The organism is Polaromonas sp. P3_C2 (assembly GCF_056402675.1).
Genome location: NZ_JBFUGX010000035.1, coordinates 1 through 12,976, shown reverse-complemented (window position 1 = coordinate 12,976; position 12,976 = coordinate 1). Strand labels below are relative to the sequence as shown.

The following is a 12,976-nucleotide window of genomic DNA, read 5'->3' as shown; positions in this document are numbered from 1 at the left end:
GCCCAAGGACAACCCGCAGCCCAAATTCACCTACAGCACCATCGGCCTGTACCGGCGCGAGTTGTTCGACAGCCTGCCCTTCGGCAACCCCCAGGGCCTGAAAGCCCCGCTGGCACCGCTTTTGCGTACGGCGATGGACAATCAGGCCGTGAGCGCCGAGCTGTATGAAGGCGCCTGGACCGATGTCGGCACACCGGCGCGGCTGCACGAGCTGAATCAAACCACCACAAACTGAAGCGGAACGCATATGAGCACCACCACGATCTACGAAAAACGCCGCGCTGCCATTGCCCGCGCCCTGAAGGCGGCCGGCGGCGGCATCGCCCTGCTGCCCACCGCGCCCGAATACCCGCGCAACCGCGACAGCGACTTTCCCTACCGCCACGACAGCTATTTTTATTACCTGACCGGCTTCAGCGAACCCGACAGCTGGCTGGTGATTGAGGCCAGCGGCAAGACCACGCTGTTTTGCCGGCCCAAGGACCTGGAGCGTGAGATCTGGGACGGCATTCGCCTGGGCCCCAAGGCCGCGCCCGCCGCGCTGGGTGTGGACGCCGCCTTCAGTGTGGAAGCGCTGGAAGAAAAAATGCCTGGGCTGCTGAGCAACCAGAGCGCCGTGTGGTTTCCATTTGCCACACACAAGGGCCTGGAAACCCAAGTGGACGGCTGGTTGAACAAGGTGCGCGCCCGCGTGCGTTACGGCGCCGAGTGCCCGCAAAGCCAGCACGATTTGTGCAAGCTGCTCGACGAAATGCGGCTGGTCAAAGACAGCCATGAAGTCGCCATCCTCAAGCGCGCCGGCAAGATTTCAGCCGGTGCCCACGTACGCGCCATGCAGACCTCGGCAGCGATGCTGCGCAACGGTGCCAACGGGAAACTGAAGGGCGGCCTGCGTGAATACCACCTCGAAGCTGAACTGCTGCACGAGTTCCGCCGCCATGGTTCGCAGTTTCCGGCTTACGGCAGCATCGTCGCGGCCGGCGCCAACGCCTGCATCCTGCATTACCGCGCCGGCGATACGGAACTCAAACCCGGCCAGCTGTGCCTGATCGACGCCGGCTGCGAACTGGACGGCTACGCCAGCGACATCACCCGCACCTTCCCGGCAGACGGCAAGTTCACGCCGGCCCAGCGCACGCTGTACGACATCGTGCTGGCCGCGCAGGTCGCCGCGGTGAAAGTGACAAAGCCCGGCAAACGCTTTTTAGATCCGCACGATGCTGCGACGCGTGTACTGGTGGAAGGCATGCTGGACACCGGCCTACTCGACAAAAAGAAGCACGGCAAGGTCGACGACGTGCTCGAGTCCGGCGCCTACCGCCAGTTTTACATGCACCGCACGGGCCACTGGATGGGCATGGACGTGCATGACTGCGGCGACTACACCGAGCCCGGCAGCAAGCCGCGCGAGGAAAAAGACGCCCTGGGCCAGACCGTGATGCGCAAGCCCTCACGCATCCTGCGGCCCGGCATGGTGCTGACCATCGAGCCCGGTATTTATGTACGCCCCGGCAAGAACGTGCCCAAGGAGTTCTGGAACATCGGCATCCGGATTGAGGACGATGCGCTGGTGACCGCCAAGGGCTGTGAGCTGATGACGCGGGGTGTGCCGGTGGATGGGGATGAGATTGAGGCGTTGATGAAGGGGTAAGAGCGCTTTGGGAATAGCGTTTCGCTCAGGGGCAATCGCTTGCCTCTATCGCCGAACCTGGTTCCACCAACGTGTTGGTCATCAAGGGATTGATGCTTTTCCAGGCACGCATTTTTTCGGCCGTCAGGTAGACCTTCACACAACTGCCAACGGCAAAATTCTGACTGGTCCGAAAAAAGAGCTGCTCGGTATTGGTCTGGCGTATCAAGAAAAGACACTCTCGCGGTGCCAAGGCCTTGTCGATTGGCTTGAGCAGAGGCTCCATTGCCCTGCCGATGGCCGCTATGCCGGGTGGCTGCTCAACATTGGCCGTGAAGTTATTGGTCAGGGATTGGGTGCAGGGGTCATAGACCTTTTCCACGCGCCCCGTCAGCACCACTGTATCGGCCGCCTGTTTGTTGACCGCACAGGATGCAAGCAGCGTTGCCAGTACACCGCACGACAACAAAGACATGGGCCTTGCCCGGTAAACCACAAAGTCCGGCATGAGTTTCCTTCTGGATTAGCCATTTGCCATGGCGCAACGAGATTATCCGGCCTGCCTACTTAGCCTCAACGGCTGGCCGCACAAGTTCTCCCCGCAAGGGTAGCGCGCCCATCGGCAACTGAAACGTGATACTGACCTTCTGCACCACTCCCTCGTCCGGCCACCCCACACGACGGTAGCCCTGCATCAGGCAGTCGTTCTGCGACGTCTCCCCCGGTTGCAACGGATTGAGCATATTGGTGTACATCGTGCCATCCCGCTGAAGAATGCCCAGGTAGGCGCGCACGCGGGGAATCGGCGCCACCGGGTCAAACCCGTCGGGACGAAAAGCGATTGAAAACTCAGGGGTGTCTGCGGACGCCGTCCGAGGGTCCGCAAAAAACTCTCCCTTCACACGCCGGCCGTCTGCTTGCACCCAGTGCAGGCGCAATTGCGGCGCCGGCTCGCTCGCTGACCACATCAAGTGCAAATCCTCGCCCTGTCTGCAGAACACCGGATGCGTGGTGCCCCGCGTGTCGTACCAGGGCCCGTTGCGTCTGTCATCGACCCGCTCCAGCCGGATGCCGACCGGGGCGGTCAACGACTGCGCGTAAACCTCGCCGGCCCCCGGCACCGTAAAACGCCGGAGAGGGCCGGCCGTATGCGCAAGCGGCGTGGAGCCAGGTGCTTTCTGCCGCTGGGTTGCCAGGCGCCGCGCCGCATCTTCCATCGGAAATTGCGCGGCCATGAATGCGGTGGCGGGAATCGCCAGGATGCCGATGCCCACAATGGCGAGCACCATGCATTCGCTGGTCGTCAAGGCGGGCCGCAAGCCGCGGCCCACCAGCAGATGGCCGCCAAACCATAAAAGCGGCACGGCAGTGAAAAGGGCTACATAAAAAACAGCAAGGGCTTCCATGCCCGATACAGACCGGGCCGGAACCACCACGGCGGCAAAGGTGAGCGGCGCCAACAACGCCGATGCCAGCCTCAACGCGATCCAACTGCCGGTTCTCTGGCTTCTTTTGAAGTAGCGGCGCTCAACAAGGAGCACCAGCGCCATGGTGGCGAGAACGCCCAGCACGGCCAGCGCCCACTGCCGTTGCTCCGCGGCCGGCAAGGCGGCCAGGGTTTCAAACATCTGGTCGAATTCCATCCATACCTCCCACCAGGTCACGCCTGGCTGGCTCTCATGCTAAGCCAAGTTGCCATCCGGTCCAAGGGCCTCCATCCATCTGGCCGACACGCGGTCAGGCCAGTGAAGTCCCTCTGTGATGCCCCTGCGTAAAAGCCTCCTCAAACACCGAATACCCCGATAAATCACTGTGCGCAAAATGCAGCCGCTGCCAAGGCGCCTGCAAACGCCCTTGCAGCGCCCGCAAAGCCGCACTGTTGCGCACACCCGGCACCGGCGTGCTCATCGCATGGCCATAACGCATGATTTCCATGCGCGTGACCTTGCCGGGCAGATCAGGATGCGGCGCCGACAGCTCGGCCAGCACGCTGTCACGCCAGTGCGTCCAGGGCTTCTCGTACAAGGCTTTGCGGCCCGCCGGTTCAATGCCAAAGGCGCGGTAATACGTGAGCACCGTGGCGCCGGGCACGGCCTGCAGGCTCTGGTGCATGGCGTCGACGTAACCCAGGCCTGCCTGCGCAACGCTGCCTGCTGCGTCCCCGCCGTAGATGACGTTGTCCCAGCTGGGTGCGGCACCGGGCCGGTCGTGCAGCGCGGCCTTGATGTGCAGGTTGGCCACCAGCCAGGGTGCGTAACGCAGCTGGCCGGCGGCTTCGCGCAATGCGGGCGGCGGGCTTTCCACCACACGCGCCGCCACAAACAGCGGCATCGCCAGGATGCATTGCTCAGCCTGCCAGCGCTCGACGGTCTGGGTCGCCGCATTGAAGGCATCGACCTCTACACCATGACGGCCCGCAGCCACGCGAACCACGGTGCGGCCGGCGTACAGGCGTTCACCGAGTGGTGCAGCCAATTGGCGGGTAAGCCAGCCGTTGCCCTCGGGCCAGGTGAGCACACCCGCTTCGCGCTCCGCAGAAGCTGCGTCGCCGGGCGCTTGAAAACCATGCCGGCTGGCGAAGTAATGGATGCCGGCCCAGGCCGATACCGTGTCCAGGCCCGCGCCGTAATCGTCGCGGCAGCAATAGTCGAGGTACCAGCGCAGTGGCGTACTGGTGAGTTGCTGCTGGTCCAGCCATGCCTTGAACGTCACGGCATCCAGCGCGCGGTGTTGCGGTGCCAAGGGCACTCCGGCAACAGGAATCGGGAATGCGGCTGCAGACGAGGTCTGCTGCACCAGCACCGCAAAGCGCCGGTACTCGGCCAGCACGGCAGCACCGGCATCCTGCAGGGGCAGCAGCCCTTCCTGCCACTGGCCATTGATGAACAGCCGCTCCTGCGGGCTGTGGCACAAATGGCGTTCGTCATACACCCAGCGGCCGGCCACGCGCTGGCGCAGTGAAAGTTCTTCGAGCAAATCCTGCACATCACGCGCYGCATCCCCGGGCACCGGCAGGTAGTGCGCGCCCAGCGGGCAAGGCACGCCATTGACCACGCCTGCGCGGCTGTTGCCACCGGCCTGGTCTTCCAGCTCCAGCAGCGCGAAGTCCTGCATGCCGCGCAGGCGCAGCGCACGCGCCGCCGCCAGGCCGGCGACACCGCCGCCGGCAATTAGTACGCGGGTGCGCCGGGTGACGGAAGGGGCCGGCCAGGCACGGGCTCTGCCGGTCTCGTCAGGCCGAAGCAGATGGCCGCGCTCATGGTTCGCACCCACAAAAMCGCCTTCGACATGCGTGGCCTCCTTGCAGCCCAGCAGCGGAAGTGCGGAGGCGGCCAGGAAATCCCGGCGCTTCAATGCAGCACCTTGCCCCATTCCTGCTCGTAACTGTGCACCAGTTCCTGGCTGGAGAGCCGGTTGACGGGCGCCGGCACGCGTGCCATGTCCACAGGGAAATCAAACAGCAAGGGCAAGGTCTGCGGGTCCAGAAAACGCAGGCCGGCGGGCAAGGCGCCGCTTTGCGTCGTGGGGCTGAAAGGCCGTCGGCTGGCGACCACAAAACCCCATTCGCCAAAACTGGGCACATTGGCGTGATAGGGGGCGGCCTTGAGCCCGACGGATTCCAGCGTGCTCACCACCGTCCAGTAGCTGCGCCGCGCCACCAGGGGAGACGTGGTCTGGATGACCGCATAGCCGCTGGCCGAAAGGTGCTGGTCGAGCAGCGCATAAAACGAGTTGGTGTAGAGCTTGCCGATGGAAAAATTGGTCGGGTCGGGGAAGTCCACGATGATGATGTCGAACATGCCGGCGTTTTTGTCCAGCCACTGGAAGGCGTCGGCATTCACGATGTGTACCTTGGGTGACAGCAGCGCGTCGCCGTTCAGGCGCTTCAAGGCCGGCTGCTGGCTGAACAGCTGCGTCATGGCCGGGTCCAGCTCTACCAGCGTGACGCTTTCCACACTGGGGTATTTAAGGACTTCGCGCACCGCCATGCCGTCGCCGCCGCCCAATACCGCGATGTTTTTCGGCGCGCCGTGCGCGCTCATCACCGGGTGCACCAGCGCTTCGTGATAACGGTATTCGTCGCGCTCGGCAAACTGCAGGTTGCCGTTGAGGAACAGGCGGTGGCCGCCGCGGCCGTTCGTGACCACGATGCGCTGGTAAGGCGTGGTGGCGGTGAAGATGACACGGTCCTGGTAGAAATGGTCTTCGGCCAGTGTGGTGATCTGGTTCGCGCCCACAAAGCCGGCACCCAGCACGCACAAGACCCCCAGGCAAGCCAGGGCATGCGACTTGACGTGCCGCAGCTCATGGCGGAACAGCCACAGCGCCCACACCGCGACAGCCGCGTTCATAAGGCCAAACAGCAGGCCGGTGCGTATAAGGCCCAGGTGCGGCACCAGCACCAGCGGAAATGCCAGCGACACGGCCAGTGCGCCCAGGTAGTCGAAGGTGAGCACCTGCGACACCAGCTCCTTGAGCGCCACGTTGCGCCGCAGGATGCGCATGACCAGCGGAATCTCCAGCCCCACCAGCGTGCCCACCAGCAGCACCATGGCGTACAGCAGGAAACGGAAAGCACCGGGCACATAGGCATTCGCCAGAAAAAGCGTGGCCGGCAGCGCACCGCCCACCAGCGCCACCATCAATTCAATGCGCAAAAAATGGGCCGGCAACTGCCGCTCGAAAAACCGCGACAACCAGGACCCAATACCCATGGCAAACAGATAGCTACCGATGATGGTGGAAAACTGCAGCACCGAATCGCCCAGCAGATAAGAAGCCAAAGCCCCTGCCGCCAGCTCATACACCAGCCCGCACGCCGCGACCACAAAGACGCTGGCCAGCAGCGCGACTTCAAGAGGGCGCGGTGTGGCAACGGTGGAGGGGGGTTTAGTGTTCAAAACGAGGGTGCCGATGGATGGGATATGCAGAACTGCGATGCGAAGCGAGCCGGTATCACGACGGCGTCAAGGGCGTAGCGAGCGAGCTGCGGGCAAGGCGGACGGCGCGCAGGAACCGGAATGTACCTGCGGGTACATGAGGATTCCGAGCACCGGCCAACGCCACCCCCAGTTCGCGCAGTAGCCGGGAACTATCCGTGGATGGCGGCGGCTACTATTACGCAAATGCCCAGCGCCATCGCGGCAACCACCAGCGCCAGCGCCACGTTCTGCTTCTCGACAATCTCCAGCCACAGGTCGTACGGCGTCATTTTGTCAATGATGACAAAGCTCAGCCAGAAGATGATCACGCCGATCAGCGCGAACAAAATCGAGCCGAGGAATGCGGCGGGTTTAAGCCATTCAAGTCCCATGATGTTCTCCAGAAAAAATCTGCCAGGTTGAATAGAAAGGGGCTGGCTTCATTTATGGCCGCCTCCGCCGGAAAATCCACCGAATGAACCGCCTGAACTGCGCGAGCTGCTGGACGAAGAACAGTTCTCGACATTCGGGTCGCAGCGCGAGCAGCGCGTGACCAGCAACAGAACCACCAGTATCACCAGCACCACCACAACAATGGTGCCGCAACCCATGCCCGACGCACTGCTCAGGGGCTTGGCATCCGCGCGCTTGAAGAGGTCTTTCTTGCCTTCAAGCTTGAAAGCCCTGGCCACCAGGCCGCCGTCCAGCTTGCTGCCGCTGGACCAGGTGACTTCGTTCGGCGCCTCTTCCTGGGACAGCAGCGCGCTGCCGCTGGCGAAATCGCGGTTAAAGGTTTTTTGCCCGCGCTGAACCTGCCAGTAGAACTCGCCGGCGGCATATGTGGTCTCGGCGCGGTAGCTGCTTTGCAGGCGGTAGGTGGTCTTGAGGTAGGTGGCGCTTTCGCCACCCGTCTTGAAGGTGGGCGCGCCGGTCAGGGGCTTGACCACGCTCCAGCCGTCGGTGGCGTCCACCAGAAAGGTAAAGCCGCGCTTGCGGTTGTAGAGCAGGTATTCATCCCAGCCGAAGTGCTCGTCCGGATCGTCGGGCTCGTACCCCATGCGGTGCTGGAACCCGACGACCTGCCATTGCGTGCCCAGCAACTGGCCCGTGCTTCCCAGCGCGATCAGCGGGGCAACCGGTTCGTCCTGGATCGCATGCTGAAGCGCGGCGCCTGTGCCCTGGCTCAGGTCGATGAGGCTGTTGCAGGAACTGCAGGTGATGCTTTTGCTGGCAGCCAGCGTAACCGCCACCGTCGCTCCGCAGTTGGGGCAGCTGAACTGCCTCCCGCTTTCTTCCTTGGCAGACTCGTCCTTCAGGCCAGCCAGCTTCAGTTCGTCAAGCAACACCGAGCGGCCCAGCGACAGCACCGGCGCGCCGCCGCCGGATGCCGTGCCGTAGTCAACACTGAGCACATCGCCATCCGTGCTGCGCAATTCAACCACGGCAAAGGGCATGCCCAGCGCCGGCAGGCGCGGCAGCTCGCCCTGTGCGGACAGCAGCACAACGCTCTCGTTGGAGGCCACACTGAATGGCTTGGCATTGATCGCCGTGGTGGCGCCGATGCGAAAGTTTTCTGCGGGCGGTACGGCGCGCTGCAGGCTGGTGGGCCGGCTGAACACATAAGCGCCGTTGTCCTCACTCAGGAAGGCCGCGCTGCCGTCATCCAGAATGGCATACCACTCGGTCCAGGTTCCCTGGGCGTACTTGTATTGCAGCCGGCCGACGAGCGTGAAGTTGCGACCCTGCCAGACCCCGGAGGCTTGCAGCTGCAACGGGCTGAAGTCGTTGAACAGTTCGGCCATCTTGCCGATGCGCGACAGCGTGTCACCGTCACGCACGACGGTGCTCTGGCAATAGCCGCACACCGCATGGGTGGACTGCGCGCTGCGGAATTCAACAGGCGCACCGCAGCCGGGACACGGCGCGCGGTAGGCGCGTTGCTGGGGCTCGGATGCCAAGTGGGGCCTGGTCGAGGTCGGTCAGTGAAGGGGCCGGGGCCGTGTCAGACCAGTTTTTTTAGCAACTCGGCCTTCTTGGCGTCGAACTCTTCCTGTGTGAGGATGCCCTTGGCCTTGAGTTCTCCCAGCTTCTCGAGCGTGGCCATGACATCGTCGGGCTTGACCGCCGCCGCTGCAGCGGAAGCCGCTTGGGCTGCGCCGCCCTGCAGGCCCTGCTGCAGGTTTTGCGCCAGCACCTGGCCCAGCGCCACACCGGCACCCAGGCCCATGGCGTCACCGGCAATACCGCTGCCGCCCCCGCCGCCTTCGGCGAATTTCGGGATGGCCTGCGCCGTCTGGTACTGCATGAACTTGCCCATGTCGTTGCCGACCATGCCCATACCGATTTTCTGGTCGAGGATTTTTTGCAGCTCTTCGGGCAGCGAGAGGTTCTGCACCGTCATGCCCTCGAGCTTCAGGCCTAGCTTGGCAAATTCGGGCACGAGCTGCGCCGCCAGCGCCTGCGCAAACACGAGCTGGTTCGCGGCCAGATCGAGGAAGGCAATGTCGCTGGCTGCAATGGCGGCAGAAATGTTCTGCAGCACCAGGCCGCGCAGCTGCCCGTCAAGGTCGGCCGTGGTGTAGCGGTCACGCGTGCCTGAAATTTCGGTGTGGAAAAGCTTGGGGTCGGCAACACGGAAGTTGTAGTTGCCGAAGGCGCGCAGCCGGACGGCACCGAAGTCCTTGTCGCGAATGGTGATGGGCTGGGGCGTGCCCCACTTCTGGTCGATCTGCTGGCGGGTGCTGAAGAAGTAGACGTCGCTCTTGAAGGGAGACTCGAACAGCTTGTCCCAGTTCTTGAGGTAGGTCAGCACCGGAACGGTCTGCGTCGTCAGCTTGTACATGCCGGGACCGAACACGTCGGCGATCTTGCCCTCGTTGACGAAGACCGCCATTTGCGATTCGCGCACGGTGAGCGAGGCGCCGTACTGGATCTCCATGTCGGCCATCGGAAAACGCCAGGCCAGTGTGCCGTCGTCGTCCTCGGTCCACTGGATGATGTCGATGAACTGTTTCTTGATGAAGTCCATTAAGGCCATAGCGCGCTCCCTTGAGTGGTTGTCGGCCACATGATACCCGCCGATAACGAAGTTTTTACGTTATTTACTGGCCCTGACCGCCTCCAGTGCAGTTCAGGCCGCGGCCCTGCTCTGTGCAGTCCAGTTGGACCAACCCGGCGCTGCGCGGATCAGGGAACCCTGCCAGGCGGAAAGTCGGCACATCGGCCACAACGCCGCCTTCGGCATCCTTGATGCCGGCGGCGCGCAGGGACTGCTGACGGCGCTCATCGCCTTCCAGGACTGGCAGCGCCGTACCGTTCACAATGCGCGCGTCACCGGTACGCTCCGCGGTACTGGCCGGGGCAGGCGTGATATTGGCTGTCGTGACGGCAGCCGTATTCTGCAAGGTGTAGTTGCCCGCGTCGGCGCCTGACAGGGTGATACCGGTAATGCTGACGGGCTTGCCGTTGCCGACGGCGGGTGTGTCGAAGTTGCCGGTCGCGGCGCCCACCGTCAGCACGTCCGCGCCTATGCGGCCGGCAAAGGCCGCGCCGCCGGTCGCCAGCGTGGCTGATGTGGTGCCGTCCTGCACCTTGTTCGCGGCGGTGATGCCGCTGACATTCGCAATCGAAGCCGGCGTGATGCTGGCCGTGGTGGCGGCCGTGCTGTTGACGCTGTAGTTGACCGCATCGGTGCCGGTGATGGCAATGCCRCCGACGTTGACGGTTTTACCCACGCCTGCATTCTTGTCGGCAAAGCTTGCCGACGTGTTGCTGGCCGCGAGTACATCGCCGGCAACCCGGTTGTCGGCCAGTGTCACGGTTGCGGCAGTGCCGCCGTCGTACACCTTGTTTTGGGCCGCGGCGCCCACGGTGAGCGCGCGCTGGGTGATGTTTGCCGTGGTCGCCGTCGTCGTGTTGAACGTGTAATTGCCAGCATCGGTGCCGGTGATGCCGATGCCGCTGACGCTGACGGCCTTGCCGGTGCCCACGTTCTTGTCGCCAAAGCTGGCCGCCGTGTTGCTGGTGGTGAGCACGTCACCGGCGACGCGGTTATCCGCCATGGTAACGCCGGCTGCCATGTTGCCGTCGTAAACCTTGTTGGTTCCCGTGGCGCTGACCGTGAGAGCGCGCTGCGTGATGTCGGCCGTGGTGGCAGCCGTGGTGTTGGCCGTGTAGTTCCCGGCGTCAGTGCCGGTGAGAGCGATTCCGGTGACGTTGACCGTCTTGCCGATACCCGCGTTCTTGTCGGTGAAATTCGCGGCCGTATTGCTGGCGGTCAGCACATCACCCGCGATGCGGTTGTCGGCAAGCGTCACGGTGGCAACGGTTCCGCCGTCATACACACGGTTCTGGCCGGTGGCGCCGACCGTGAGCGCGCGCTGCGTGATGTTGGCAGTGGTGGCTGCCGTGGTGTTGGCACTGTAGTTGCCCGCATCGGCGCCGGTGAGGGCAATGCCGCTGACGTTCACGGTCTTGCCGGTGCCGACGTTCTTGTCGGTAAAGCTCGCGGCGGTATTCGTGGCGGTCAGTACATCGCCGCTGAGGCGGTTGTCGGTCAGCGTGACGGTGGCAGCAACGCCGCCGTCATAGACACGGTTCTGGCCGGTGGCGCCGACCGTCAACGCGCGCGGCGTGATGGTCAGCGCGCCATTGGTCAAGGCCAGGGTGTAGTTTTCGCTGTTGGTGCCCACGCCGGCAGTGATGGCCACCGGTCCGGCCGCCACGGCCGTCCGGTCAACGGCTGTGGTGGTGTAGTTCACGCCCAGGCCGGCGATGGTGTCACCGTCGATCAGGCCGCTTACCACCCCGGTCAGCAGGGGGTTCGTGTCGCCATACACCTTGGTCTTGTTGTCGGCCGTAACCGTCAAGATCGGCGCGACGCGGTAGAGGAAAGTATTTGCGCTGCCGGCCGGTACATAGCTGGCGTCGCTGTTGTAGCGCTTGCTGTAGCCAGCAACGCCCTCAAGCGTGGTGCCGGGGTCGCCGCTGTAGACCAGGTAGCGGCCGGATGCGGCCACGATGCCGCCCACGCCCACATTGTTGATGAGCTGGCCGCCGGTGCTGACGCCGGCCGCATTGGCGCTACCGGCCTTGAGGACCACGGCATCGCCGGTGGCGGAAGAATTTACGGCATTGTTCAACGTGAGATTTGACGCCGCGCCGGTGGTTTCAATTTTGACCGCGCCGGTAGCCGTTACGCCTGCTATCGCGCCGACCGTGCCCACAACCAGTGCGCCGGCCTGCCTGTAGTCCACGCTGCCGGTGCTGGCGGCGAGCGTGGTGACGGCATTGCCCGCGTTTGCCAGGGTGTAGGCGCCGGCTGCGCCGGTCAGCGCAAGTCCCGAGGCCGCGATGGCGCCAGACTGGCTGACAGCACCGCCTGCAGAAAGGGTGGCATTGCCGGTGGTCGCAATGGCCGCCACGTCGAATCCGGCCGCGCTGCTGTACTGGATGGCCCCCGCCGCATTGGCCGAGTCTGCGGCATTGCGGGCCTGCAGGTTGATGGCGGTGTTGGTGTTGCCGCTGTTGCTGAGCGTGATGCCACCGCCGGCGTTGACCAGCGTTTTGACCTGCAGCGTGCCGGCCGTGATGTTGCCGGTACCTGCAGTCTGGGTGACCGCGCCCAGTGCTGTCAGGTTCAGTGTGCCGCTGCCGACGTTTGAGGCCGTGCTGCCCACACCCAGGTTGACGGCGCCCGTGCTGCGCACGAAGGCGTTGGCATTACCGGTGGTGTTGACACTCAGGTTGCCGGCCGCCACGTCGATGCCGTTGCTGGCGTCGGTGCCGATCTGGCCGTTGGCATTGAGGGTGAGGTTCTGCGCGGTGATGGTTTGCACACCCACATCGGTGATGGAGCCGGCATTGAGCGTCAGGGTCTTGCCGGCCAGGCCGACCGCGCCGCCTATGGTCATGGCGCCAGTGCTGGCCGTATCGCCGATGATGATGGGGCCGGTGGCACCCGTGGCGAAGGCGCTGACTTCCGCGGCCGTGAGGTCAAAGCCCGAAGCGCCCGACAGTGACATGGTGCGGCTCGCGGTTTTCGCCTTGAGCGTCAATGCGCCACTGGTCGCCAGCGCGTTGTTGCCGGTGTTCGCGGCGATGGCGACCGTGTCGGCCGTGATCGTGATGGGCCCGCTGCCGGCAACCACGTCGACGTTGTTCTGCGTGTACGCGCCGGTGCCGGTGTCTATGGCGACAGCGTTGTTGACGGTGCTGATATTGCCAGCCACCGTTGTGCTGTTGTTGCCGTTATTCAGCGTGAAGCCGCCCGCCGCCGTGATGGCATTGAGGGTGGCGATGTTGTTGGCTTGGGTGCCAAGGTTCAACGAGCCTGCACCCGTGCCGGCCACTGCCAGCGAGGCCGCCGTCACAGCGCCCGACTGCGTGATGTTGCCGCCGGATTGCAGCGTCAATGCCCCTGTGG

The 12,976-nt window shown here is 64.0% G+C and carries 10 protein-coding genes and 1 other RNA gene; 2 read left to right on the top strand and 9 right to left on the bottom strand.

Going from position 1 to position 12,976, the window contains the following annotated elements; genetic code table 11:
• Both AC1DWI_RS03130 and AC1DWI_RS03125 read left to right on the top strand, forming a co-directional pair.
• Nucleotides 1-235 (top strand): nucleotidyltransferase family protein (locus AC1DWI_RS03130; RefSeq protein ID WP_477724357.1); only part of this gene is annotated, 235 nt, incomplete at its 5' end.
• A 12-nt stretch (nucleotides 236-247) separates the two neighbouring features.
• Nucleotides 248-1,651, top strand: a complete 1,404-nt coding sequence (locus AC1DWI_RS03125; RefSeq protein ID WP_477670483.1) for an aminopeptidase P N-terminal domain-containing protein — start codon at nucleotides 248-250, stop codon at nucleotides 1,649-1,651.
• A gap of 25 nt (nucleotides 1,652-1,676) precedes the next feature.
• Here AC1DWI_RS03125 and AC1DWI_RS03120 read toward each other — a convergent pair whose 3' ends face one another.
• The 9 genes from AC1DWI_RS03120 to AC1DWI_RS03080 form a co-directional block, all read right to left on the bottom strand.
• Entirely contained in the window at nucleotides 1,677-2,138 is a 462-nt protein-coding gene (locus AC1DWI_RS03120) for a hypothetical protein (protein WP_477672179.1), read from the bottom strand.
• Between the two features lie 55 nt (nucleotides 2,139-2,193).
• On the bottom strand, nucleotides 2,194-3,294 hold the full coding sequence (locus AC1DWI_RS03115) for a hypothetical protein (RefSeq protein ID WP_477697802.1): 1,101 nt from the start codon (nucleotides 3,292-3,294) through the stop codon (nucleotides 2,194-2,196).
• Nucleotides 3,295-3,367: 73 nt separating this feature from the next.
• Complete coding sequence (locus AC1DWI_RS03110; RefSeq protein ID WP_477724356.1) at nucleotides 3,368-5,002, bottom strand: FAD-dependent oxidoreductase; 1,635 nt, start codon at nucleotides 5,000-5,002, stop codon at nucleotides 3,368-3,370.
• Nucleotides 4,981-6,531, bottom strand: coding sequence for a polyamine aminopropyltransferase (locus AC1DWI_RS03105; protein ID WP_477670479.1), 1,551 nt, complete (start codon nucleotides 6,529-6,531; stop codon nucleotides 4,981-4,983). The genes AC1DWI_RS03110 and AC1DWI_RS03105 overlap by 22 nt, the downstream gene beginning before the upstream one ends.
• Nucleotides 6,532-6,593: 62 nt before the next feature.
• Nucleotides 6,594-6,669: non-coding RNA, sX9 sRNA (locus tag AC1DWI_RS03100), on the bottom strand.
• Nucleotides 6,670-6,722: 53 nt separating this feature from the next.
• Entirely contained in the window at nucleotides 6,723-6,944 is a 222-nt protein-coding gene (locus AC1DWI_RS03095; protein WP_007871890.1) for a DUF350 domain-containing protein, read from the bottom strand.
• Nucleotides 6,945-6,992: 48 nt separating this feature from the next.
• Nucleotides 6,993-8,510, bottom strand: coding sequence for a DUF4178 domain-containing protein (locus AC1DWI_RS03090; RefSeq protein WP_477670478.1), 1,518 nt, complete (start codon nucleotides 8,508-8,510; stop codon nucleotides 6,993-6,995).
• A gap of 44 nt (nucleotides 8,511-8,554) precedes the next feature.
• Nucleotides 8,555-9,589, bottom strand: a complete 1,035-nt coding sequence (locus tag AC1DWI_RS03085; RefSeq protein ID WP_477670477.1) for an SPFH domain-containing protein — start codon at nucleotides 9,587-9,589, stop codon at nucleotides 8,555-8,557.
• A 64-nt stretch (nucleotides 9,590-9,653) separates the two neighbouring features.
• Nucleotides 9,654-12,976, bottom strand: a 3,323-nt coding sequence (locus AC1DWI_RS03080; protein ID WP_477724355.1) for a beta strand repeat-containing protein, incomplete at its 5' end; no start/stop codon positions are given.